Origin of the sequence: Wolbachia endosymbiont of Oedothorax gibbosus, from assembly GCF_936270145.1 — a bacterium.
Classification (GTDB): Bacteria; Pseudomonadota; Alphaproteobacteria; order Rickettsiales; family Anaplasmataceae; genus Wolbachia.
Genome location: NZ_OW370537.1, coordinates 1,104,944 through 1,129,259, shown reverse-complemented (window position 1 = coordinate 1,129,259; position 24,316 = coordinate 1,104,944). Strand labels below are relative to the sequence as shown.

The window sequence follows — 24,316 nt, the reverse complement described above, 5'->3', positions numbered from 1 at the left end:
AAATTGTCTTTTGCTTTTGTGATTTTCATGTTAAAGTATAATTCCTGGGTGAAATAAGTAGCTGCTGTTATGTGATAAACATAGCAGAGGAAAGTCCGGGCTCCAAGGAAAAATAGTGACGGGTAACGCCCGCCGGAGGTAACTCCAGTTATAGGGCTACAGAAAATTACCGCCTAAAATATTTTAGGTAAGGGTGAAAAGGTGTGGTAAGAGCACACCATGGCAATGGCAGCATTGGTAGTCGAGTAACCAACACTAGGAGCAAGATTAAATAGAAGTAGATTTTATGTTTTCCTCATATCTACTTGGGTAAATCGCACGCAGTAAATGGTAACATTTACTCCAGATAAATAGCTACATAAACAGAACTCGGCTTATATTTCACCTAGGCGTTCACATGATATGTGCAATATAAGCCATGATATATTTAAATGTGTAGGCATTTCATGCGTTGTCCTTCACTTGTTCTGCTTGATAGCCATCACTACTTTCGCCTACATTAACATTAGAATATTCTTCATCATCAACATACTCTTTCAGAACATATCCTCTGCCCCAAACGGTTTCTATGTGGCTTTTTCCATCATTTGCACTTTCAAGTTTCTTACGTAATTTACACATAAAGACATCAACTATCTTGTTATCTGAAGGTTCATCCAAGCCATTGTAAAGATGATTTAAGAACATTTCTTTTGTTAATACTGTTCCTTTACGCAGTGCTAGCAATTCTATCATAGAATACTCTTTATTAGTAAGGTGAACCGTTTTACCTTTCACCTCAACAACCCTGTGATCAAAATTGATATTTATATTACCAATCTTTATCACCGATTCAGGATGGCCTTTAGTACGACGCACTATGGCCTTAATTCGAGCTAATAACTCACTTTTATGAAATGGTTTGGTTAAGTAATCATCGGCACCATACCCGAGTCCTTTAGCTTTGTGATTAACAGCAGATATACATGAAAGTATTAGGACAGGAACTTTGATTTTTGCACTTCTTAATCTTAACAATATATCATATCCGTCAATATCACCAGGCAAGTGTATATCCAAAATAACTAGATCATAGTAATCTCCGTTTGAGGAAACCATATTATTGTTATAATCTTGTGAAGAAGTAACAACGTCACAAAAGTGCCCATCAGAAGTTAAGGCATTAACCACAGTCTTTGCACTTACTTGATCATCTTCAATTAGTAATATACGCATATTTTACACCCCATAAATAATTTATAATTTTAGTAATATATATAACTAAGGAAAGTAACAAATCAAACTTTTATTAACAAACGATCAAAATTACACTTATTAATTAATAGTAAATATATTGTTCCAAAATTATATAAATAGATCTAAAATATAATAGATACATTATATACCATAATAGTAATACTATTTTTAGTAAATATTAAATTAAAGTTATTATTATTAAAAGAATACTTAGGTTAATAAATATTTAACTATTTGATACGCCTATATTATATTTTTAACTTACTTATTCTACTATTTTAAAGTATAAGTAATACTTTCAGGAATATTGTGTGGCAATATCAATTTTAGGTGCTGGTGCATGGGGTACAGCAATCGCAATTTCACTCAGTAGTAAGAAAGATGTGATTTTGTGGACTCGCAATAAAACTACATTTGAATCAATCAACGGGAAAAGAGAAAGTGACAAGCTACCCGGTTGTCGAATTTCTGATAATGTGTCAGTAAAATTGGCTATTGAAGACACAATTAATGCTTCAGTAACAATCCTCGCTGTTCCCACTCAGTCTCTGAGGGAGGTATGTCAGCAATTGCATAATTGTAATCTGAAAAAAGATGTAGCAATAATTTTAGCTTGTAAGGGAATAGAAAAGTCTACATTAAAATTACCTAGTGAAATAGTAAATGAAGTTTTACCTAACAATCCTATTGCTGTTTTTTCAGGTCCTAGCTTTGCTGTAGAAGTTGCAAGAAAATTACCCTATTCAATGGTTCTTGCGTGCCAAAATAACACATTAGGTTCAAAGCTAGTATCAGAGCTGCAACAAAAAAATGTTAAGTTGGAGTTTAGTAACGACATTATAGGAGTACAGATTTGTGCAGCATTAAAAAATGTTTTTGCTATAGCATGTGGAATTATTTTTGGTAGAAAACTCGGGTTTAATGCTCATGCAGCATTGATTACGAAAAGTGTGAGCGAAATTAAGGCTTTATACTCAGCAAAAGTTGGTAACGGTAATGTGGATATAAATACACTACTTGGGCCGGCATGTCTGGGTGACCTAATTATGACATGCACATCCTTGAATTCAAGAAACCTATCTTTTGGGTTTAAAATAGGTAATAGTGACAATGGCTTTAATGTTCAGCAAGAAGGCAAGTCAGTGATTGAAGGTTTTAGCACTGCTGAGCCCATATTTAATTTAGCAAGAAAGCTAAAGATAAAAATGCCTATATGTGAAGCGGTCTATAGATTATTGTATGAAAGCGCTTCTATAGAGGATACTATTTCTGTTCTTGTAAATTAGTTTTGTACTTTGGTGTATTGTGAAATTTTTATATAAATTGATATCAACATGGTGGCTGTCTGGCACAGTAAAAAAAATGCCAGGTACTGTAGGCAGCTTAGCTTCTTATCCAATTGTTCCTGTAATACTGAGTAACAGAATTTTAGGTGCAGCAATTATTTTTTTATTATTCTTGATTGGATTATGGTCTATAGGCAATTATATAAAACATTACAAGACTTCATGTGATCCAAAAGAGGTAGTAATTGATGAAGTAGTTGGTCAATTGCTGACAATACTTTTAGTTTCGATATTGTTAAGCCAAGAGATAAATTGCTCTTTATTGTTGTTGTGCTTTTTTTCTTTTAGGTTTTTTGATATAATAAAAACGTGGCCTATAAATTTGATCGATAAAAATACCAAAGGTCCTTTAGGTGTTATGCTAGATGACATTATAGCTGCAATTTTAGCCTGTGTTCTTATAGGAGCATTTTATTGTTTATTGTTGATATATGCAGGATAAAAAAATTTATTATTCAAGCTTAATTGTTCAAAATCTGAAGGATTATATACTGTACGCAGCAAATTTATCTGAGTGGGAAGTCCACGATGAATTTGATAACGTTACATTTACAATAAATGGTACCAAGGAGTCATTATTTAATTTTGTGTTCTGTGGAGATCAATGTACCGAGCTTTCTATACAAAAAACTCTAGATTATCTCAGAACAAGAGATATAGAAGCAACATGGGTAATAAATTCACATATGAAAATAAGAGATATTTTAGAAAAGTGTGAAGTAAAACACGTTAGCACACCAAAAAAAGCTTTACTTAATATGAAAAATTACTTTTTACCTGTTGATGTTATTTCAAATTTGAGGTTAAATGCCGTAAATGGTAGCGGTCTTTTAGAACAGTTAGATCTACATACTTCTAAAATTTTTTATCATGGCGTTGGAATTGTCAGCACATTTTTTCGCGGATTATCAAATTATGATGATAAGAACTCAAGATTAAGATTTTTTCTTGTAACACTAAATAATGAAATTATTGGGACATGCGGTCTTTATGTTCAAGACAGCGTAGCTGGTTTTTATAGTGATGGAGTTTTACCAATTTACAGGAATCGTGGAATAGGTACCCAAATGGTTTTAGAAAGAATAAAGATAGCTAAACAGCTTGAATGCAAATATATAGTAGCACATTGTATGAAGCCTTCTGTAAACCTTTATAAGAGATTGGGCTTTCAAATGTTAGGCAATCTTTACTTATATACCTCTTCAGCATAATTCTGAGCGGTTACAAATTTTTACATTTGTTTTAAAAATGCTATGTTTTTTTTGTATGAAGTGGTTTTAATATTGATTCTAATATTATTCTTTCTCTCTTATTCTAAATTAAAAATTAGTAATAAGATTAAGAACTTACAGCATCAAAATGTTATCATAAATAATTTAATTGATACTGTGAATGATGGGTTTTATATTTGGGATGCAAAAAAACGTATAGAAAAGTTCTCTCCCAACTTACTAATTTTGCTTAATACTGTTTTTTACTCGTTTAATGAGTTTGTGAATTTTTTTGAGCAATCAGAAAGCTTAATTAAAAATTTTGTTAAAGCAAAGGAAATAAATAAATCTTTTACTCTAGATTTAAAGTCAAAGGACAGTGAGGTTTATTGCATATGTTACGGTAGAAGCATAATAGATGATTCTAACAATGTGATAGGTGTGCTATTATGGATAAGGAATGTCTCAGACTATAAGATAAAAGCTAACGGACTTGAGTTAGAAAATAGTAAGCTTACACAAGAAGTGGAGAGCTATAAAAACATTTTCAACTCTTTACCATTTCCAATACTAAAATATAACAAGAGTAGAAAGGTGGAATTTTATAACTTATTTTATGATAAATATGTAAATGGCTCTAAGAAATTTGCTATTACCAGTAGCGCTCATAACACAAAACCAGTAAGACATGTCATAACTTATAAGAATGAACCTAAGGTTTTCGATTTTGTTAAAATTCTAATACAAGATTCTGGTAGCATAGTAATGTATGGGAAAGATGTTAGTGATGCAGAGAAATTATATACTGAATTAAGCAGTTATTTAGCTACACAGAAAAATTTGCTTGAGAGGTTACCGGTTGCTATAGTAATATATAGTAAGAATCAAAAGCTAAAATTTTATAATAATGCTTTCATAAAAACTTTTCAATTTGACCCAAAATTTTTGGCATCTTACCCAACTTATCACGAAGTTATGCTTTATCTCCTCGAATCTAAAAAGCTTTTAGAAAAAGAGGATTTTCAAACTATTAGTAACCAAAGACATGAGTTATTCAAAAAATTATTTGAATCGTACGATGATACGATACACTTCACAAATGGAAAAGCGTTCAGGGTATTAACAATACCCTACGCTTCAGAAGGTTTGCTGTTCTGTTACGAAGAATACAAAAGATGATACTTAAGCTCCTTCTCTCTCTACCATGAGCTGTTTTACTTTCACTATTGCACTTGCCGGATTAAGTCCTTTAGGACAAGTTTTTGTGCAATTCATTATTGTATGACAACGATACAACTTGAATGGGTCGTTTAAAACATCAAGTCTTTCATCTGTCTTATTATCACGGCTGTCAGCAATCCATCTGTAGGCTTGTAATAGTATTGCTGGTCCTAAAAATTTATCACTATTCCACCAGTAGCTTGGGCAACCAGTCGAACAGCAAGCACATAATATACAGTCGGACAAGCCATCCAATTTTTTTCTATCTTCAGGAGATTGAGAGTATTCTTTATTTGGTAGGGCAGGCTTATCTGCTTGTAACCAAGGTTTAATTGACTTATATTGCTCGTAAAATTGGCTCAAGTCCGAGACTAGGTCCTTTATCACATACATGTGAGGTAATGGATATATTTTTACGTCACCTTTTATATCATGTATAGATCTAGTACATGCAAGAGTATTGGTTCCGTCAATATTCATGGCACAAGATCCACATATGCCTTCTCTACAAGAACGTCTGAAAGTTAAAGTCGAATCTATTTCATCCTTTATTTTTATTAATGCATCAAGTACCATAGGGCCACAACTATCCATATCAATAAAAAATGTGTCTATTCTAGGGTTTTTCTCGTCATCAGCAGACCAACGGTAAATTTGAAATCTTCTGATGTTTTTTGCTCTAGCAGGAATAGGATAAATTTTGCCCTTTTGATTAATCTTAGAATTCTTTGGCAAAGAAAACTGAACCATATCACTTACCTTTTATTGTTTATAGCTAAAACCCTTTGTAGATAACATATTTTATTATCGTCTACTATATTTTTATTAAATTCCTTTTAAATCGCGCACATATTGTAGCCAAGCGAAGCTAAAATCTCTCTTTCTAGATTTTTCATTATAATTTCTTCATCTTTTTTTTGGTGATCATAACCAAGTAAATGCAGTAATCCATGCACTAACATGTGTGCAATGTGAGCAAGAATGGGTATATAATACTCATGCGATTCCCTTTCTATTGTGCCTATTGAAATTGCTATATCTCCTAAATCACACTCATTAGATAATTGTTCACACGGAAATGATAGTACATTAGTTGGCTTATCCATTTTTCTAAATTTTAAATTAAGTTGGTGCAGCAAATTATCATCAGCCAGAGCTATTGATATATTTGGTTTATAGTGGTCTATTTTTAATTCTTTTAGAGAAGCATTGATGATATCCAATACAAAATCTTCAGGATTTTCTATGATGCTGTGCCATTTCTCATCAAGAATATTTACTTCTAACATTCACTCATCCTTATTACTTCATTCCATTCAATTTCCGAAACTGGAGAAACTGATAAACGTGGTTGTTTTAATATAGCCATATTTTTTAAAAGTGAGTTTTGTTTTATATTATTTAACGTTACTTGGTTGTTTAAAGGTTTCAAAAACTTTACATTCACTAATCCGAATTTGGGATCATTAATATGATAATACCCTTTAAATACTTCAACTATTCCAAGTATTGCTTTCTCTTTACCTGTATGATAAAAAAACGCAAGATCGCTTACTTTCATAATTTTCATGTAATTTTGAGCTTGATAATTGCGCACGCCATCCCACTCAACTACCTGCTCCTTTTCCATTTTTTGCCATGAGTATTCACTTGGCTCTGACTTGAGTAGCCAAAGTTGCATTATTTTTTTCTTCTTAAGTAAGCTGGTATATCATAGATATTGCTGCCCCACTTAGCTCCTTCGCTTACCTGTTCAGCTGGTTTTGTTTCCAGTGTTTTGTCTTGCATACTTTCACTGTGACTATAGGGCCACTTAAATTTCTCTTTCTCTGAGTCTTCGCTCTGACTTATAGGTGAAGTTTCTGATTTGTTATCGCGACTATCAATGCCAGTTGCAAGAACAGACACTCTAACTCTTCCCTCCATCGCTTGATCAAAAGTAGCACCAAATATTATATTTGCATTTTCATCTACTTCTTCACGCACTCTATTGGCTGCAGCATCAACTTCAAACAGAGTCATGTCTCCGCCACCAGTAATGTTAATTAATATTCCTTGTGCACCTTTCATTGATACATTATCAAGCAATGGATTAGATATTGCAGCCTCTGCAGCACTAATTGCTCTATCTTCTCCTTCTGCCTCTCCAGTGCCGATCATTGCTTTGCCCATCTCGCTCATTACTGTTTCTATATCAGCGAAGTCAAGATTAATGAGCCCTGGCATGACCATCAAGTCAGTTACTCCTCTGATGCCAATGTGCAGAACATTATCAGCAAGTTTAAATGCATCAGAAAATGTAGTTTTTTCATTTGCAATTCTAAATAAATTCTGATTTGGAATGACAATAAGTGTATCCACGTATTTTTGCAGTTCTTCAAGTCCAAGCTCTGCAGTACGCATCCTCCGCACACCCTCGAAGCCAAATGGCTTAGTCACAACTCCAACAGTCAATATCTTTTTTTCTTTTGGCGCTCTATCCTTAACTGCAGCTCTTGCTTCTCTGGCCGCTTTTGCAATTACCGGTGCTGCACCGGTTCCAGTACCGCCGCCCATTCCTGCCGTGATGAAAAGCATATGACTATCTTTTATATGCTCCATAATTTCATCGATTGATTCTTCTGCTGCACCTTTGCCAACATCAGGCAAAGCACCAGCACCAAGCCCCTTAGTTAAATTAATGCCAAGCTGAATTTTTTTATCGCATAATGACTTCTCTAACGCTTGAGCATCGGTATTTGCTACAACAAAATTTACTCCTTGCAAATTGGATTGGATCATGTTATTCACAGCATTTCCACCAGCACCACCCACTCCCACAACGGTAATCCTTGGGTGTAATATAGGCAGCTCTGGTAAACTAAGGTCAATTGACATTTAAATTACTCAAATAGTTAGTGAATTCACTTCATAATAAGTTACTGCTTTTTTAACAATATGCAAATACTTTTCGCTTCTATAGACATAAATAGTAAACGAGATTTACTTATTCTTAACATTTATGCTAATAAGTGCCGTTAATTAATAGTAACTAGTTTTTTAGGTGACATCATTTAACTGATACAAAAAAATAGAAAATGTTTATAAAAAGGGATAGAAACCTTATTCCTTTTCTTACGAGTCTATTGCTTGTGCCTCTCCCAGGAGTGCTAGCTTAGCTTTGTCTAAGTTGTTACTTGGGCTTTCCTTCTCAATCCACTCACGTGCTTCCTCAATTCTTTCTGCCTTATCACTGTTCTTATATGCAAGCACAGGTGCAGCTATTAAAGCTACCACTGAAATAGCAATTATCAAGCTAGCAGCAAGTGGATGAGCAGCTGCAAGTGCAGATAACTTAGCAATGGCAGGACCAGCAAACGCTGCAACTTTTGCTCCAGCTATGTCAACAAAAGCTGCATAAGCTGGACTCATAAAATAAGCAGCTGTAAGCGCTATTGCTGAAGGTATAACAAGAAAAACCACAGCTGTTTTTAATTTATTATTAATTACATATTGACCAAACCCACTAAAACCACCTGGGATTCCCCAATAATCATCAGCTTGTTTATATCCTTCCGAAATAGCATGAAAAAAACCATCTCTTTTCTTATATTCATAATCTGTTAATGCCATAATTCTACTCCTAAACAAAACATTAAAATTTCACTAAGGGTAATATATAGTAGAAAAAGTTGCCTGTCAAATAAATTAACTTGTTAATATATCCTTATTCTGTAATTCAGCGCTTCGGCGATGTGCGCTCTTTTTACTTCTTCACTTTTTGCAAGATCTGCAATAGTTCTTGCAACTTTTAATACACGTGTGTAGCCTCGATTGGAAATGTAATTTTCTTTCAGTACATATTTTAACAATTCTAACCCTGCCTGATCTGGCTCAGTAAATTTATTCAGTGCTTCACCGCTTACTTCTGCGTTACAACGAACATTCAATTTACTATAACGCTCAGTTTGAACTTTTCTTGCTGCTATCACCCTTCCTCTAATAATCTCGGTACTTTCTCCCTCTACAGAGATTTCAGGAGAGAGTATGCTAACGTTTGGCATCTCGATGCATATGTCTATTCTATCAAGCAATGGCCCTGATATTTTGTTTTTGTAATCTGCGCCACACTTTGGAGCTTTGTTGCACGATCTACTTGCATTACCTAAATAACCGCACCTGCAGGGGTTCATTGCAGCTATAAGTTGAAAATTGGCAGGGTAGGTTATGTGAGCATTCGCTCTTGCAACAGTAACTTTTCTATCTTCAAGTGGTTGACGCAAAGAATCAAGCACAAGTCTTGGAAATTCAGGTAACTCATCAAGAAACAACACACCATTATGAGCTATAGTGATTTCTCCGGGCTTTGCGTTTTTTCCTCCCCCTATCATTGCTGGCATAGAGCATGAATGATGAGGTTCACGAAAGGGGCGAGCTACTTTGAATATTTCATTACCAGTTTTTGTGATGCTGGAAATAATATTAACATCAATCATTTCCTGTTCGGTCAAATCAGGCAATAGCCCTACAAATCGTTTAGCAAGCATTGATTTTCCAGTACCAGGAGGTCCAACAAGAAGCATATTATGCCCACCTGCTGCTGCAATTTCAGCTGCTCTTTTTGCAACAACTTGGCCTTTGATATCCTTCATATCGGGAACCAATCTTTTTTCTTTGGGTGCAGCGCTATAGTTAAAAGTTACCGGCTGAATTGACTGCTCGCCCTTAAAATGTCTGATAATATCGGTTAATTTCTCTATAGCTAGAATTGAAACATTCTTTACCCATGAAGCTTCTACTCCATTTCCCCTTGGGCAAATTACTCCTTTATTGTCCTTTTTTGCATTAATTGCTGTTGGAAGTACTCCTGAGACTGGTATGACTCTGCTGTCTAGTGCAAGCTCACCCATAATGATATAAGACTGAACTTTTTCAACTGGTATCACATTCATTACAACAAGCAGTCCAATAGCAATAGCCAAGTCATAATGACTACCTTCTTTTAGCAAATCCGCAGGGGAAAGATTAACCGTGATCCTTTTTGGGGGTAGCAGAAGATTGATTGAATTTAACGCTGCTCTGATGCGCTCTTTGGATTCCGCAACAGTTTTATCCGGCAAGCCAACAATATTAAAAGCTGGAATACCATTTGCCATGTGGATTTGCGCATTGACACTTACTGTGCTAATTCCCTGAAGCGCAATGGTGTTTATATTTGCAATCATAATATATTATATAAAATTATTAATACAATATATTAAAGAAGTGATGAAGTAAAGGCTAGCAATTAAAGATGGCTTAACTTAGCAAAAAAGTGCATAATATCCTATCACTTTACTGATTACAAAATGTTTATAAGGATAATCGCTTTTCTTTTGCTATACTCAAGCGCAGTTTTTTGTAGTGATTGTAATTTTAATTTACCATATTGTGGGCTCAGTTGTAATCTAGATCTATCATATAGGAATTTAAGTAATATAAAAAAATTATTGAATAATGACGATAAATTTGTTGCGCTTACGTTTGATGATGGACCGTCTAACAATAGAGTAAACGATATTATTAATGTTCTGGAAAGCTATGAAGCAAAAGCAACATTTTTTGTGCTTGGTGAACGTATAAATAAAAAAACGTCTGAAACAGTAAAGAAAATTCATGAATCAGGTCATGAGTTAGGCAATCACTCTTGGTCGCATAGGAAATTGACATCGCTTTCAAGTGAGGAACAATTGCAAGAACTAGAAAAGACAAATACAGCAATTAAAAATGCAACAAAACAAGATGTAAAATGGTTTCGCCCACCATATGGATGTCATGACGATCATCTGATTGAAAATACTAATAAATTGGATATGTATTCGATATTATGGACAGTTGATTCGCTAGATTGGCAAGGTGATAAGCCAGAAACTTTAGTTGAAAGAGTTTTAAGTAATGTACACAATGGAGCAATTGTACTATTTCATGATCACAATAACAGATCAAACACAATTGAAGCTTTACCTCATATTATTAAAATACTAAAAAAATCAGGCTACAAGCTTGTTACCTTAAGTGAGTGGGAAAAAAAGGTTTGTAATGCAGTAAAAGCCAGAAGTATACCAATAGAAGAAGGAGTTTTATGCGGACAAAAAACAAAGTCTTTAACCGCAGAGCATTCATATTAGGTGGTATTCAGCTTACCATTTCCGCTATTTTTAGCTATAGGTTATATAATTTACAAATACGAAACAGACAAAAGTACGAAACGCTGTCTAATAACAATAGGGTACGAATCACCGCTATTATGCCTCAGCGAGGCAAAGTTTTAGATAGGAATAGCATTGAACTTGCGGTAAACAAAATTTCGTATGTTGTTTTGTTTGATGGTTCTGGTAAGGAAGTTGATTTGCAAACATTATCAGAAATTGAATCTGATATAGCAAGATCGTCGGAAACAAAAATAACTGCTCTTTATAAACGTTACTACCCGTTTGGGTCGATATGCTCTCATGTACTTGGATATACAAAAAAACAGCAAGGCATAAACGAAGTAGGAATCAGCGGTATTGAATATACATATGATCATATATTGAAAGGCAAGTCAGGAAAATCTGAGCAGGAAATAAATTCTAAAAAACGCGTCATAAAAGAATTATCAAGCATACCACAGCAAGACGGACAAGATGTGCAGCTAACAGTTGATATTAATCTGCAAGAGAAAATCGCAGTGGTATTTAAAGATCACCAGGGCTCCGCAGTGGTAATTGATGTAAATAATGGAGAAATTTTAGCATTATATAATTCACCTTCTTACGATAATAATCTTTTTGCTAGCAGACTATCAAATGAGACTTGGGAAAGCTTGAATACTCCTTCACTACCACTTGTGAATCGTGCATTGTCGTATCAAATTCCACCTGGTTCAATATTTAAAGTAATAGTTGCGCTTGCAGGTTTAAAGGACGGAATAATCACACCAGAAGAGAAATTCTCGTGTAAGGGCTATATGAAAATAGGTGAGCGGAAATTTCGTTGCCTGAAAAGCAAAGTCCATGGATATGTATCTTTAAATGAAGCAATGGCTCTCTCATGCAACACTTACTTTTATAATATAGGAAAAAAAATAAGTGTAGACTCTCTGGTGGAAATGGCCAGAAAATTTGGTATTGGCAGTGGGTCACTGATTGGAACGTTTAAGGAAGAAGCTCCAGGGTTGTTGCCAGGTAGAGATTGGCGCGCACGAAAGCTGTATTCGCAGTGGTATTTAGGTGACACTATCAACTTAGTTATAGGACAAGGATATATACTTACAACACCACTGCAGCTTGCAGTTCTTGCAGCGAGGATTGCAACAGGAAAAGAGGTAATTCCCCGCATTAAGATGAGTAAAACGATGCAAAATTTTCCTGAAATTGATGTGGATCATGAGCATCTTAGCATAGTTCGAAAAGCTATGTTTGACGTGGTGAATTCTAACTATAGAAAAGGGCTAAGCAGTATACAAATTGCCGGTAAAACTGGTACACCAGAAATAAACTCTAAGGGCGCAAGTCATAAGTTATTTATCGCTTATGGCCCTTACCATAACCCGCGCTACGCAATCTCTGTGTTTATAGAACACGGCAAAGCCCCACGCCAAGATGTTGCTATAGCTAATGAAATATTTCAGTATATGCTTGAAAGATAAAGATTAGTAGCATTAAACAACAGCCTGATATTAGTTTTAATTCTTCTGTCAGTTAATTCTTGTCTTTTACAGACATTCTAAGAAGTGATTTTACAAGGTATATTTTGTGCTATACTTTACTTTATGTCATGCAAATAGCTGATACTAGCATACATCCAAATAAAGTAATGGAGAATATAAAAACCATATCAGTAGAAGATAATAACGTTAGGCTGGATAGGTACATCAGAAGAATCTTTCCTGATCTAAAGCAATCTGTAATTGAAAAATCTTTAAGGAAAGGGTTAATCAAAGTTGATGATTGCGAAGCAAAGTCTAGTGACAGAGTAAACTCTGGGCAAACTATAACGATAAAATACTTAGATTATATTGAAAACACTAATTCTGACCGCAAATATAATGAGAAGTTAGTGAATCTACTAAGAGAGAACATATTATATGAAGACGAATATATACTAGCTATAAACAAACCCGCAGGGGTCATCGTTCAAGGTGGCGTAAAAGTAAAGATTAGCATTAGTGATTTGCTTGACCAAATAAGAGAGGGAGAAATATTTAAAATTGTCCATAGACTTGATAGAGACACAAGCGGAGTGATAATATTCGCACGCAATGCTAGTGTTGCCAGATACCTTATGGAGGAATTTAAAGAACGGAGGATAAAAAAAACTTACCTAGCATTAACTTCTGGCATACCGAGCAAGGATAGTGGAACAATAGACTATCCATTGGCAAAAAAATATGTTTCAGGGCAAGAAAAAGTGGTCGTTGATGAAGGCTCACCTCAAAGTGCCACTACGCATTTTTCAATTATAGCAAGGTTAAAACACAATGTAGCTTATTTAAAATTACAACCAATTACCGGTAGAACTCATCAATTACGTGCACATTTGGCCCATATAAACTGCCCTATTCTTGGTGACGGTAAATATGGTGGTAAAAAAGCTTTTATTGATGGGGTAGCAAATCAGATCCACCTTCATTCGCATTCTTTATCTTTAAAATTACCAAGCAATAAAGAAATCACTATTACTGCACCTATTTCTAGACATATCAAAAAATCTATAGAAGTGCTATCTTTTGACTGAAACGATTTCACCAATCAACTTTTTTGTCTTTGGCTTTGATTTGAAGCACAGATATTAGGCTAATTAATGCGCAGGCAGTAAGATAAATGCCTGCTGCAAGTTTTGTTTCGGTTTTTTCTATAAGCCACATGCATATCGATGGAGAAAGACCGCCAAAAATACCTGCAGATATATTATGTGCGAGGCTAAAGCCAGTGCATCTCACTTTTGTTGGAAATAATTCGCAGGCAAGAGAATTATATATTCCAAAAGATGCACTTATCGGTATGGTCATTAATAAATAGACGGGCGTTATAATATAGTGGTTATCACAGGACAATAGCGAAAATGCTGGCAAGCTAATGCAAGCCAGCACTATTAATAAAGGAACCATCACGTTTTTTCTTCCAACTTTATCAGATAACGTCGCAAATAGCACTGCAGACACTCCAAATATAATTTCACTTATGATCCTTACTACATTTTTAATATCAATACCTGAGAGAATAAGTTCTTTTACAGATATGTTGTAAAACATGATTGCTGAATAAACAATTGCATTTTGGGCAACGCCAAGTCCAATTGCTATCACAAATGCTCTTTTATAATTCTTGATTAATTCTAAAAATGGAGAATTAGATAAACTTTTATTTTGATCATGCACTTTATATGCTAAGCTCTCTTCCATCATGCATCTTATTGAAAAACCTATTACACCCATAATAAAGCAGAAATAGAAGGGCAGTCTCCAACCCCAAATTCCATAACTTTCACCTGTAAACTTTTTGCAAATAGCTATCATTACAAAGCATGTAATAGAACCAAGAGCGCCGCTAAAAGCTTTCATGCTACCTAAAAAACCTAGATTTTTTTTATCGCTTGAATGTTCTATTAAAAAAGCTGAGTTGATACTCGTTTCTCCACCTGCTGCAATTCCTTGTGTTATCCTACAAAGCAGAAGCAGTATAGGAGAAAATATTCCTATTTCTCTAAAACTTGGTATAATCGCAATTGCAGTAGATGATATCGAAGCTAATATTACAGAAGTCAGCAAAATCTTCCTTCTGCCGTATTTATCTCCAATGTAACCAAAAATAAATGCACCAAGTGGTCTAAATCCAAAGCCAACTGCAAAAGTACCAAGAAATTTGATTGTGCTTAAATAATCACTTTCTGAAGGAAAGAAAACATTGCTTATTATGTGCGTCAAAACTCCAAACAGAGTTAACTCATACCATATAATCATGTTGCAGATTATGCCCGATAGTATTGCTTTTTGAATATTGTTCATGACTTCCGGTTTACCACACCCCACTATAAAAATTTTTATTCAATAACCTTCAAGGATAATTCACGTAAATGCTTATCCTCTACTTTAGAAGGAGCACCCATTAGAACATCTTCACCTTGCTGATTCATAGGAAAACAGATTACTTCACGAATGTTCGGCTCATCGGCAAGTAGCATAACCATTCTATCAACTCCTGGTGCTATTCCACCATGAGGGGGAACACCAAATCTGAATGCACGTACAAGTGCGCCGAATTTTGTATCAACTTCTCCCCGGCTATAACCTGCAATGGCAAAAGCTTTATACATTATATCCAGCTTGTTATTACGAATCGCCCCGCTTGACAGCTCTATTCCATTACAAACGAGATCATATTGGTAAGCAAGGATATCGAGTGGATTCTTTTCCTCTAAATCTTTCAGACCACCATGCGGCATGGAGAATGGGTTATGAAAGAAGTCGATTTTTTTACTTTTATCGTCATATGCAAAATATGGAAAATCAATAACCCAGCAGAACTTGAAGGTATTGTCATCTATAAGACTGAGTTCTGACCCTAAAAGAATGCGTACTTTTCCTGCGATTATTGCTGCTTCATTTTCTTTATCAGAGGCAAAAAATACACTATCTCCTGGCTTTACATTCGTTATTTCTTTTATGGAATTTAGCCTATTGTCATCAAGAAATTTAGCAATTGGGCCTTTTGCAGTGCCATCTTTATCGAATGTTATATATCCAAGCCCTTTGGCACCAAATTCTTTTTGTGCATGTTCTATTTTTTTGTCAAAGAAGCTACGTGGTTCCTCTGCTGTTTTAGGTGCAGGGATGGCTCTCACTACCATGCCACGCTCAATATTGCTTTTGAAAATATTGAACTCTGAATCACGGAAAATTTCTGTAACATCGCTGATTAATAGTGGATTGCGCAGATCTGGCTTATCAGAACCATATTTAAGCATTGCCTCTTTATATGTAATACGTGGAAAATCTTTATCGACAGACTTACGAGAAAATTTAGCAAACACTTTATATAAGGTAGACTCAATAATCTGAAAGATGTCTTCTTGAGTTACAAAAGACATTTCAAGATCTAGCTGATAAAACTCTCCCGGAGAACGGTCAGCCCTTGCGTCTTCGTCACGGAAACACGGTGCAATTTGAAAATATTTATCAAACCCTGAAACCATGAGTAATTGCTTAAAAATCTGTGGAGCTTGCGGTAATGCATAGAATTTACCAGGATTTAGTCTGCTTGGCACCAAATAATCACGTGCTCCTTCAGGGGACGAAGCAGTAAGTATTGGAGTTTGAATTTCCAAAAACCCTTGCTCTATCATGAGCTTGCGGAGCTCTGCAATAATTTGTGAGCGCAGAATAATATTGTTGCGGGTTTTTTCACGCCTTAAATCAAGAAAACGATATTTAAATCTCATATTTTCCGGATATTCTTGTTCGCCAGCAATGCTCGCTAATATACTTCTTTCTTCTTTTGCTATTTCTTCATCACTGTGGAACTCAACTTCCGATTCAACTTGTAAATTACTAACTATAACTTCAATTTCGCCGGTTGCGATAGAGGTGTTTACCGTATCTTCAGTTCTAGCTTCAACTATTCCTGTAACAGTAATTACACTCTCCAATTTTAAATTTGATATCTCATCAAAAAAGTCTTTATCATTATTAAATACTAGTTGAGTGATTCCATAGAAGTCTCTTAAATCAACAAAGATTAGGTTACCATGATCGCGCTTACGGTATAACCATCCAGAAAGGGTAACTTCTTTTTCTACATCATTCTTTCTTAATTCTTCACACGTGTGAGTCTTGTAGCAGTTCATATTTGTTTCACTTCTAAATTCTTTAAAAAGTATAGAAATAAACCTTATTACATACAAGCCCATTCGTCAGATATTTGTCCAATTTTTGAAATAGAGCAGTGTTGCTTTTATACTGTCTTTACCCGCAAAAAAATTGCACAATTTCTATAATTATGGTATAATAGTAAGGGTATTTTTAATGAATTAGATACAGGAAATGCCACTTACACAGATCATATTATATAGCGTAACATTACTTGCTATAGTCAAAGTATTTCTCTTTTTGAGAAAAATATACAAAAATCGCATTAGAAAAATCATATTTCCTAGAAAAGTTTTTAAAGAAGAGTGGGAAGAAGACAGAAAATTCAATGAATTATATCAAAAAAACAAGCAAAAAGAATTGATGAAACAACAGGAAATGCTACGCGAGAAGCAAAAAGATGTGCAAGTTTATAAAGAAGATCCAGAAATAGTTGACATAGCAAAACCGGTAGGTAAATGGACAAAGATGGTTATGATGGGTAATGGTTTAATGAAGCGTTTTGCACAATTGATACATAGCGAAGGCGGCCAGAAAGGATTTTGGGAGCTGTTTGTAAAAGCTCAGGCTTCAACTCAAGGTAAACATAAGGGGAAGGGCAGATAATTCATGCTCGAATGTGAAAATTTATCCTGCGCTCGTAATAACAAAGTATTATTTAAACATCTTAGCTTTAAAGCTGAACCAAAATCAAAGATTCTAATCACTGGTCCAAATGGTAGTGGTAAAACCAGCTTAATTAGAAGTTTATCTGGACTTTTACCGCCGGTATCAGGCAATATAAGGCACTGCGGAGAAGACATATATGATGATCCAAAATCCTATATACCTTCTATGGTCTATATAGGCCATAAGAATGCCTGTAAAGATAGCTTAACTGTTGCCCAAAACATAGAATTCTGGGCAGGAATACGAAATACTAGGGAATTGATTATGGCAGCTATTTGTTGCTTGCAGTTGCAACCTGTACTTAATATTAGATATGGTGAACTTTCTGCAGGCTGGAAAAGAAGAGTTGCGCTTGCTCGCCTCTTGATTTCTAATGCAAGTGTTTGGCTGATAGATGAACCATTTTGTAATCTTGATAGTGCAACGTGTGAATTAGTGCTGAACCTAATCTCAATACGCTCTGAGCAAAATGGTATAGTAATTATTACAGGACATAGCTCTACAGAGCAATTGTGTGATTTTACAACGATTGATATACGCGATTTCAATAGACTTCTTGTATAGTTTTTGGCAATAACCGTTAGAAACGAAAAAATTACTTTACAAACTCCGCCAGCCTCCTTATCATAAACACTGAAGCTATTTATTTATCTTCGCAATCTCTGCAGTGGATTAATGACAAAAAACTTAATGTATTTGGCGTAAATCATGCTTAATTTTTGCACTATGTGCATTCTATGTCTTTATAAAATCTTCGGGTTTTTACCTATATAAGCTGAAACGCGCTTATAAAGCGTTTAAAACATAAAAAAACGCCAACTTAAAAAATGGATAGTGAATAACTAGCTACCCTAGGGTTTCTTTTGCCTTTTTTTCTGTTTAGTAAATTTCTTAAACATTTATAGCTAAGGTTAGTTGCATTTAAAAGCAGCTGAGTCGCGGTTATTAAACGTTTAGAATAAAAAAACGCCATACTTGAAAACCCCAGTTGCGGATTAGAAGTCAGTGAAAAAGATAGGGAAATAGGGTAAACTCCGGAAACATATTATCAAAAAGTAGAGAGGTTACCCATGAATAAAAATGTAACAGAATTATTTTGCTTTGTAGACGATTTTTGCAAGGCTATAAACAAAAATTTCGCAGAAAAACTCCTGCCAAACAGTAAAAAACCTACCAGAACGCCAGAGATTACGCATTCTGAAATTCTTACTATAATTTTACTTTATCAACAATCTAGATGTGAGGACTTTAAATCTTTCTATACATATTATTTGAAAGCACTATATGGATCTGAGTTTCAAAATTTGCCAACATATAGTAGATTTATTAGGCTAAAACCGAGGGTTTTATGGTATTTAGCATTACTTTTGCAATGGCTATGTGAGCAGTCGAAAATGACAGGGATTTCGTACATAGATGCAACATCTATCGCTGTTTGCCATCCAAAAAGAATCTCAAGAAACAAAGTTTTCAAAGGATTGGCAAAGCTTGGAAAGACTACATATGGCTGGTTTTTTGGTTTTAAATTGCATATGGTAATTAATGAAAAAGGTGAAATTCAAGGAGTTACACTTACTAAAGGTAACGTTGACGACAGAAAACCAGTACCAAAATTAACTGAAAAACTGACTGGTCTTTTGTTTGGTGATAAGGGCTATATAAAGAAAGAGCTCTTTGCAAAACTCTTCGATAGAGGACTAAAACTCGTTACCAAAGTAAAAAAAGGTATGAAAAACACATTAATGCTACTTGAAGAAAAGATTTTTTTAAGAAAAAGGTCGATTATTGAAACAGTTTTTGGCTACCTAAAAGACAGACTTGAGCTTGAGCATTCAAGGCACAGGTCTCCAATAAATTTCTTGGTGCACGTCTTTTCCACATTAGTTTCATATTCCATGAAGCCTAAAAAGCCCTGTATTTCTAGATTTTACTATATTGATTAATCCGCAACTGGGGTTTGAAAGTATAATGTAAGTAATTAGCCAACCACGGGGCTTCTTTTGCCTTTTTTTCATTTGGTAAATTTCTTAATGTTTATGGCTAAAGATTGCATGAATGTTGCAATTACAAAAGCGATCTCTACTAGGAAGGCCAGTGCGTGACACTGGGAATTTTATTAAGTATAAAAGTTATGTTAAAATGCACCATTTATGGAAAATTAGATCCCAGTGTCAGCTACTCGGATGACATTATAGAGGCACTGGGATGACATTATTAGGAGCACTGGGATGACAGAAGAGGGGCTACTTGGATGACAAGAAGAGGGCACTAGACTTCTTTCAAAATTCATGAAAGGAGCTCTCTATTGTGAATAGAGGCAATCAAATTAAATCTTAAGCCAAAACGTTTTCGTCGATTTCTATATCTGTCAGAAATGATTTTAAACCTTTTCAATAAGCCGATTACGTTTTCAACTACCACTCTTCGTATAGAGAGAGATCTATTTTCTGCTTTTTTCTCCTTTGATAAAGGATTCTTTTTTGATCTTCTATGTGGTAATTCAACATTTTTATGTATCTTTTGCATTCCTCTGTAACCAGAATCAGCTAGGATCTTAGTTTGCGGTAATATTGCTATCTTTGATTCTCTAAACATCCGAAAATCATGTTTTCTACCATTGGAGAAAGATGTACATACGACCTTTTTACTCTTCTTCTCTGTTACTATTTGTGTTTTTATAGTATGCCTTTTTTTCTTTCCAGAGTAAAAGCGCTTTTGCTTTTTTTTGGCCTTTCTACTGCTGTTTCAGTTCCATCTATTACCAAAACTTCGTATTCTACATTACTATTTAATAGATCTTTTTTTCCTGGTAATGCAAAATCTGGATGTTTTATTAATGTGTCTTCTACCCACCTTATTATTTTAAAACAGTTGCTTTCACTCATGCCATAACTTTGTCCTATATGAAAATATGTACGATATTCTCTCATATATTCCAGTGCCATAAGTAATCTATCTTCTATACAAAGTTTGCTTTTTCTTCCACTTCTAGCTTTTTTCCTTTTATCCTCCTCATCTAGAATTTCTACCATTCTCTTAAATGTTGATTTTTTTACCCCCGTTAAACGTCGAAACTTTTCTCCTTCTAACTTTTCTATTTCCTTATATTTCATGCTTCCAAATACTTGATCTTACTCTCTCTCCCTCAATTTTGAAAGAAGTCTACTGCCATCATAAAGGAACCAGTTTGCATACACCCTTCCTAGTGAAAGTTGCTCTCAAATCGCAATGTTCATGCAGTTGTGCACACAATACTAGAATCCAGAAAAAAACATGTCTAGACGAGTTATTTGAATGACATTAGTTATGCAGCTTTCATTTCACTATTACAACATTTGTTTACTGTTATGTCTGTAAGATACCCTACTATACAACCTAATGCTGCACCTACAATTCCTAATAATACAGCAGTTGCAATGAGTCCAATAGCGGTAATTTCAGGTATAATTCCTATTGCAACTAATGTAGCCCCTATAGCACCAAACAACAATGCTGAGCCTATAATTGTCCATCCTCTCAAAGAAATTCCTGAAGCTTGTTTTTGTGGAGAATTAGGTATTTTATTGTCTACTACAGGTAGTGACTGAGTACTGTGTTTTTTGTGCAAATCATTGTTATTTTCGTTACTGACAGGTGTTTTTTGAGGTGAAGTTGCTCTATCTACTGGTTGTTCCTGTTGTGTGGTAGTAGAATCAATAGGATTTGGAGTGGATTGCTTAACAGTATCAGTTTTGCGTGAAGTATTGTTAGCTTTAATATAATTGCTGTAATGCCAGCTTTTATCACTTGCAATGATAACATTTTCATTTCTATTGAATGCAAATAACTGATTAGCTTTTTCATATATTTCGTCATACATTTCAGGATGATCAGAAGAAGCACTACTTATACCAATAAGTTCTAATAGATTTAAGATATTGCCACATCTTATTTTCGATATTAACGTATTTGCTATATAGCTTTCTCTAAAGAAATTAGGAGTAGGATCATCGAGAAGTCCTTGTTGGAAAGCACGAAGTATTTTATTATCCTCTTTTGACACAGCAAGTATAGGTAAATCAAGCCTTGCATTCTTATCTACACCTTCAGATAAATAGGCAAGTAAAACCCCTTCTTTTATTATCTTGACCTTGCCAATTTTCTTTCCTTCAACAGGTAAAGTATCAAAATCAAAAACTGCAAGTGGGTTGCCAACTCCAACTATTTGATCGGAATGAATTGCTAAATGATATTTCATCAAATCTATTTCATTACTGAAGTGCATTCTTCTTTTTACTTTTTCAGAATATATATCACTCCAATATTGTTCTAATTTTATAGCTCTGTTATTTCTTTTCTCTGCATAACCAACAAGATGTAAGTCGTACTGATTTTTATCTGACTTTAACGAATTAAATTTCAGCACTTTTACGTTATGACATGCATTAAACTGCTCGTTTAGTTCTTCTATTTGTTCATCTTTTAGTCCATGTACTACAACATAAAACGTACGCTGCGATTCTAATTGTGCAAATTTTTGAACACGTTCTATGTTCTTTTCACCAATTGATTGGCCAAAATCCCTTGCTATCCAGTGAAATGCTATTCCCATATCTTCAGGTAAAGTTTCAACTAGATCTGGATTGTCAAGAACGCTTTCAATGTTATTTTTTTGAATCATATCTTTTTTCTTGATAAAATTAGTATAGGTTAAGTTTAATAAATCAGCCCACAAAAACCAAGCAAATATTTTCAAAACAGTGCTAAACTCAATTACTATGGCAAAAGCAATTAGTGTATTACTACCACTTCCAATTGATCAGTTATTTTCATATGCAATTGAGGAAAATACTGAGATTTTACTTGGAGATTACGTGGTGGTGCCATTTGGCAAAAAACGCTTAATAGGGATAGTTTGGAGATATAGTGACAAAAGCGATCGAAAATTAAAATTTATTGAGCAAAAAATCGATTTACCAAATATTAGACCAAAATTGATCGCATTTGCAGAGTGGGTTGCGCAATACAATGTAATGCCTATTGGTATGCTTGCCAAAGTGATAATGGGAGGAGTGTTAAAAGTAAATCACATAGATAAATTAGTTTGTGCTAAGCAGAAGCAGGAAATAAGTGAAATAAGCTGCAAATTGAGTCCTGAACAGCAGATAGCTAGCGATAAAATAATAAGCAGTTTGAATGAGTATTCAGTGACTTTGCTTGACGGTGAGACAGGATCTGGAAAAACGGAAGTTTATTTGTCTGTGATTGTAAAGTTAGTTGAAGCTGTAAACAATGCACAAATTTTAATCCTCCTACCTGAGATTGTTTTAACTTCACAATTGGTAAATCGTGTTCGCGGTCAGATATCAAAAAACTTAGTTGAATGGCACTCAGGACTCACTCCAAAAACTCGCCGGAATAATTGGCTCAATATAGCAAGTGGAAATGCGCAAATAATTATTGGTGCACGGTCAGCGCTTTTTTTGCCTTATAAAAACCTAAAATTGATTATCGTTGATGAAGAGCACGACTCATCTTTTAAACAAGAACAGGGAATTATATATAATGCTCGAGATATGGCGATAATCTTAGCCAAATTTGAAAATATTCCGATTATTTTATCATCAGCAACTCCACTGCTTGAAACGATTCATCATGTTAAAAGCGGGAATTACAATCATGTAAAACTAACCAAGCGATTTGGTGGTGCAGAATTGCCACTCATTAAAGTAGTGAATATGAGGCACAACAAGCAATGGATCTCCTCTGAGCTTTTTGAAAGCATCAAACAAACCATAGAGAAAAAACAGCAGGTTATGCTTTTTCTAAACCGCAGAGGGTATGCACAACTGGCAGTTTGTAAAAAGTGTGGATACAAAATTTCCTGCCTAAATTGCGCTGTATGGCTTACATATCACAAGAAAAAAAATGCTCTTTTGTGCCATCATTGCTCTTATCAATTAAAACTTCCAGAAAAATGCTCTGATTGCCAGAGTGAACAGTCATTTTCCCTTTATGGTGTAGGAATTGAAAGGTTACTTGAAGAAATGGTGAAATTAATACCAAACGCAAAAACTGCGATTATAAGCAGCGATCAAAAGTCGGTTAGTAATGTCATTGACTTAGTGTTGAAAGAAGAGGTGAACATTATAATCGGCACACAAATAATTGCTAAGGGGCACAATTTTCCTAAATTAACTTTGGTTGGAGTAATAAATGCAGATTTGAGCCTCGAAAATTCTGATTTAAGAGCAGCGGAAAAGACGTATCAATTATTGCACCAAGTTGCAGGCAGGTCAGGAAGGTTTAATGAAAAAGGAATGGTAATAGTGCAAACCAATAATCCTGAAAGTTCAATAATAAAAGCATTGCTACATCAAAAAAGGGACTCATTTTATGAAATCGAACTTAAGTCAAGACGCGAAGCCAAAATGCCACCATTTAGCAGATTAATAGCGCTTATAATTTGTGGTAAGAATCAGATTGCAACACAAAAAGCAGCAAATGAAATAGTAAAATCTCTTCTTTGTCATCCAAGTAGCTCAACTACTTGTATCCAGGAAAAAAATGTAGGTGCAGACAAAAAGGAATTTGAAATTCTTGGCCCATCACCAGCAGCGATAAATTTTTTAAATAATAAGTATCGGTATAGGGTGTTGCTAAAAATACACAATAAGCACAGTCTATCTATACAAAAAAAGCTGAAATGTTGGATTAAAAATTGTAACTTGAATTCGAGTATTGCAGTGATAATAGATGTTGATCCTGTGAGTTTTTTTTAACAAGTT

General features: G+C 34.6%; 22 protein-coding genes and 1 other RNA gene. 12 read left to right on the top strand and 11 right to left on the bottom strand.

Annotation, left to right across the window (positions count from 1 at the left end):
- Positions 1–45 precede the first annotated feature (45 nt).
- Positions 46–392: RNase P RNA component class A (rnpB, locus tag NBW37_RS05480), an RNA gene on the top strand.
- A 52-nt stretch (positions 393–444) separates the two neighbouring features.
- Here rnpB and NBW37_RS05475 read toward each other — a convergent pair.
- Positions 445–1,215, bottom strand: a complete 771-nt coding sequence (locus NBW37_RS05475) for a response regulator transcription factor (protein WP_250296061.1) — start codon at positions 1,213–1,215, stop codon at positions 445–447.
- 332 nt (positions 1,216–1,547) lie between these two features.
- Here NBW37_RS05475 and NBW37_RS05470 point away from each other — a divergent pair, with 332 nt between their 5' ends.
- The 4 genes from NBW37_RS05470 to NBW37_RS05455 are packed head-to-tail and all read left to right on the top strand — an operon-like array spanning position 1,548 to position 4,972.
- Positions 1,548–2,522, top strand: coding sequence for an NAD(P)H-dependent glycerol-3-phosphate dehydrogenase (locus tag NBW37_RS05470; protein WP_250296059.1), 975 nt, complete (start codon positions 1,548–1,550; stop codon positions 2,520–2,522).
- 19 nt (positions 2,523–2,541) lie between these two features.
- Complete coding sequence (locus NBW37_RS05465) at positions 2,542–3,024, top strand: phosphatidylglycerophosphatase A family protein (RefSeq protein WP_250296058.1); 483 nt, start codon at positions 2,542–2,544, stop codon at positions 3,022–3,024.
- Entirely contained in the window at positions 3,014–3,793 is a 780-nt protein-coding gene (locus NBW37_RS05460; protein ID WP_250296057.1) for a GNAT family N-acetyltransferase, read from the top strand. Before NBW37_RS05465 ends, NBW37_RS05460 begins: the two co-directional genes overlap by 11 nt.
- A gap of 42 nt (positions 3,794–3,835) precedes the next feature.
- Positions 3,836–4,972 carry a hypothetical protein gene (locus NBW37_RS05455; RefSeq protein ID WP_250296056.1) on the top strand — a complete coding sequence of 379 codons (1,137 nt, stop codon included), beginning with the start codon at positions 3,836–3,838 and terminating at the stop codon, positions 4,970–4,972.
- Between the two features lie 3 nt (positions 4,973–4,975).
- Here NBW37_RS05455 and NBW37_RS05450 read toward each other — a convergent pair whose 3' ends face one another.
- The 6 genes from NBW37_RS05450 to NBW37_RS05425 all read right to left on the bottom strand — a co-directional run bounded on the left by NBW37_RS05450 (position 4,976) and on the right by NBW37_RS05425 (position 10,218).
- Positions 4,976–5,764 (bottom strand): succinate dehydrogenase iron-sulfur subunit, encoded by a 789-nt coding sequence (locus NBW37_RS05450; RefSeq protein WP_250296055.1) that lies wholly within the window; start codon positions 5,762–5,764, stop codon positions 4,976–4,978.
- Positions 5,765–5,850: 86 nt separating this feature from the next.
- Positions 5,851–6,303 (bottom strand): rRNA maturation RNase YbeY, encoded by a 453-nt coding sequence (gene ybeY, locus NBW37_RS05445; RefSeq protein ID WP_250296054.1) that lies wholly within the window; start codon positions 6,301–6,303, stop codon positions 5,851–5,853.
- The gene (locus tag NBW37_RS05440) at positions 6,297–6,695 is read right to left on the bottom strand and encodes an EVE domain-containing protein (protein ID WP_250296053.1); all 399 of its coding nucleotides are present in this window, start codon (positions 6,693–6,695) and stop codon (positions 6,297–6,299) included. The genes ybeY and NBW37_RS05440 overlap by 7 nt, the downstream gene beginning before the upstream one ends.
- On the bottom strand, positions 6,695–7,891 hold the full coding sequence (gene ftsZ / locus NBW37_RS05435; protein WP_250296052.1) for a cell division protein FtsZ: 1,197 nt from the start codon (positions 7,889–7,891) through the stop codon (positions 6,695–6,697). The genes NBW37_RS05440 and ftsZ overlap by 1 nt, the downstream gene beginning before the upstream one ends.
- Positions 7,892–8,128: 237 nt before the next feature.
- Positions 8,129–8,626 (bottom strand): hypothetical protein, encoded by a 498-nt coding sequence (locus tag NBW37_RS05430; protein ID WP_250296050.1) that lies wholly within the window; start codon positions 8,624–8,626, stop codon positions 8,129–8,131.
- Between the two features lie 83 nt (positions 8,627–8,709).
- Positions 8,710–10,218 (bottom strand): YifB family Mg chelatase-like AAA ATPase, encoded by a 1,509-nt coding sequence (locus tag NBW37_RS05425; protein WP_250296049.1) that lies wholly within the window; start codon positions 10,216–10,218, stop codon positions 8,710–8,712.
- Positions 10,219–10,341: 123 nt separating this feature from the next.
- Between NBW37_RS05425 and NBW37_RS05420 the strand changes: the two genes are divergently transcribed.
- The 3 genes from NBW37_RS05420 (at position 10,342) to NBW37_RS05410 (ending at position 13,750) form a co-directional block, all read left to right on the top strand.
- Positions 10,342–11,160, top strand: a complete 819-nt coding sequence (locus tag NBW37_RS05420) for a polysaccharide deacetylase family protein (protein WP_250296048.1) — start codon at positions 10,342–10,344, stop codon at positions 11,158–11,160.
- The gene (locus NBW37_RS05415; RefSeq protein WP_370273071.1) at positions 11,115–12,662 is read left to right on the top strand and encodes a penicillin-binding transpeptidase domain-containing protein; all 1,548 of its coding nucleotides are present in this window, start codon (positions 11,115–11,117) and stop codon (positions 12,660–12,662) included. The genes NBW37_RS05420 and NBW37_RS05415 overlap by 46 nt, the downstream gene beginning before the upstream one ends.
- A gap of 167 nt (positions 12,663–12,829) precedes the next feature.
- On the top strand, positions 12,830–13,750 hold the full coding sequence (locus NBW37_RS05410) for an RluA family pseudouridine synthase (protein ID WP_250296046.1): 921 nt from the start codon (positions 12,830–12,832) through the stop codon (positions 13,748–13,750).
- A 7-nt stretch (positions 13,751–13,757) separates the two neighbouring features.
- On the opposite strand, the gene NBW37_RS05405 is transcribed toward NBW37_RS05410, so the two are convergent.
- Complete coding sequence (locus tag NBW37_RS05405) at positions 13,758–15,020, bottom strand: MFS transporter (protein WP_250296045.1); 1,263 nt, start codon at positions 15,018–15,020, stop codon at positions 13,758–13,760.
- A gap of 35 nt (positions 15,021–15,055) precedes the next feature.
- A complete protein-coding gene (aspS, locus tag NBW37_RS05400; RefSeq protein ID WP_250297005.1) occupies positions 15,056–16,858 on the bottom strand; it encodes an aspartate--tRNA ligase in 1,803 nt (600 codons plus the stop codon).
- A 196-nt stretch (positions 16,859–17,054) separates the two neighbouring features.
- On the opposite strand from aspS, the gene NBW37_RS05395 reads away from it, so the two are divergent.
- From NBW37_RS05395 to NBW37_RS05385, 3 genes are all read left to right on the top strand, one after another.
- Complete coding sequence (locus NBW37_RS05395; protein WP_250296044.1) at positions 17,055–17,486, top strand: hypothetical protein; 432 nt, start codon at positions 17,055–17,057, stop codon at positions 17,484–17,486.
- Between the two features lie 3 nt (positions 17,487–17,489).
- Positions 17,490–18,113 carry a heme ABC exporter ATP-binding protein CcmA gene (gene ccmA / locus NBW37_RS05390; protein WP_250296042.1) on the top strand — a complete coding sequence of 208 codons (624 nt, stop codon included), beginning with the start codon at positions 17,490–17,492 and terminating at the stop codon, positions 18,111–18,113.
- A 506-nt stretch (positions 18,114–18,619) separates the two neighbouring features.
- Positions 18,620–19,492: an IS982 family transposase gene (locus NBW37_RS05385; RefSeq protein WP_250295817.1), complete on the top strand. Its 873-nt coding sequence runs from the start codon at positions 18,620–18,622 to the stop codon at positions 19,490–19,492.
- A 343-nt stretch (positions 19,493–19,835) separates the two neighbouring features.
- Here NBW37_RS05385 and NBW37_RS05380 read toward each other — a convergent pair.
- Positions 19,836–20,662 (bottom strand): IS5 family transposase gene (locus NBW37_RS05380; RefSeq protein WP_250295841.1). Its coding sequence is split into 2 segments (ribosomal slippage): positions 19,836–20,275 and positions 20,275–20,662, totalling 828 coding nucleotides; the frame shifts between segments, so codons are not numbered across the junction.
- Positions 20,663–20,853: 191 nt separating this feature from the next.
- On the bottom strand, positions 20,854–22,284 hold the full coding sequence (locus tag NBW37_RS05375; RefSeq protein WP_250296041.1) for a hypothetical protein: 1,431 nt from the start codon (positions 22,282–22,284) through the stop codon (positions 20,854–20,856).
- A 22-nt stretch (positions 22,285–22,306) separates the two neighbouring features.
- On the opposite strand from NBW37_RS05375, the gene priA reads away from it, so the two are divergent.
- Complete coding sequence (gene priA / locus NBW37_RS05370; RefSeq protein WP_250296040.1) at positions 22,307–24,310, top strand: replication restart helicase PriA; 2,004 nt, start codon at positions 22,307–22,309, stop codon at positions 24,308–24,310.
- Positions 24,311–24,316 lie beyond the last annotated feature (6 nt).

Bases quoted from the DNA above. Each gene is read 5' to 3' on its own strand.
- NBW37_RS05385 (WP_250295817.1), top strand. From the start codon at position 18,620: ATGAATAAAAATGTAACAGAATTATTTTGCTTTGTAGACGATTTTTGC.
- NBW37_RS05440 (WP_250296053.1), bottom strand. From the start codon at position 6,695: ATGCAACTTTGGCTACTCAAGTCAGAGCCAAGTGAATACTCATGGCAA.
- NBW37_RS05450 (WP_250296055.1), bottom strand. From the start codon at position 5,764: ATGGTTCAGTTTTCTTTGCCAAAGAATTCTAAGATTAATCAAAAGGGC.
- ybeY (WP_250296054.1), bottom strand. From the start codon at position 6,303: ATGTTAGAAGTAAATATTCTTGATGAGAAATGGCACAGCATCATAGAA.
- NBW37_RS05415 (WP_370273071.1), top strand. From the start codon at position 11,115: ATGCGGACAAAAAACAAAGTCTTTAACCGCAGAGCATTCATATTAGGT.
- NBW37_RS05425 (WP_250296049.1), bottom strand. From the start codon at position 10,218: ATGATTGCAAATATAAACACCATTGCGCTTCAGGGAATTAGCACAGTA.
- NBW37_RS05460 (WP_250296057.1), top strand. From the start codon at position 3,014: ATGCAGGATAAAAAAATTTATTATTCAAGCTTAATTGTTCAAAATCTG.
- NBW37_RS05420 (WP_250296048.1), top strand. From the start codon at position 10,342: ATGTTTATAAGGATAATCGCTTTTCTTTTGCTATACTCAAGCGCAGTT.
- NBW37_RS05475 (WP_250296061.1), bottom strand. From the start codon at position 1,215: ATGCGTATATTACTAATTGAAGATGATCAAGTAAGTGCAAAGACTGTG.
- NBW37_RS05405 (WP_250296045.1), bottom strand. From the start codon at position 15,020: ATGAACAATATTCAAAAAGCAATACTATCGGGCATAATCTGCAACATG.
- NBW37_RS05410 (WP_250296046.1), top strand. From the start codon at position 12,830: ATGGAGAATATAAAAACCATATCAGTAGAAGATAATAACGTTAGGCTG.
- aspS (WP_250297005.1), bottom strand. From the start codon at position 16,858: ATGAACTGCTACAAGACTCACACGTGTGAAGAATTAAGAAAGAATGAT.
- NBW37_RS05455 (WP_250296056.1), top strand. From the start codon at position 3,836: ATGTTTTTTTTGTATGAAGTGGTTTTAATATTGATTCTAATATTATTC.
- ccmA (WP_250296042.1), top strand. From the start codon at position 17,490: ATGCTCGAATGTGAAAATTTATCCTGCGCTCGTAATAACAAAGTATTA.
- NBW37_RS05430 (WP_250296050.1), bottom strand. From the start codon at position 8,626: ATGGCATTAACAGATTATGAATATAAGAAAAGAGATGGTTTTTTTCAT.
- NBW37_RS05395 (WP_250296044.1), top strand. From the start codon at position 17,055: ATGCCACTTACACAGATCATATTATATAGCGTAACATTACTTGCTATA.
- priA (WP_250296040.1), top strand. From the start codon at position 22,307: ATGGCAAAAGCAATTAGTGTATTACTACCACTTCCAATTGATCAGTTA.
- ftsZ (WP_250296052.1), bottom strand. From the start codon at position 7,891: ATGTCAATTGACCTTAGTTTACCAGAGCTGCCTATATTACACCCAAGG.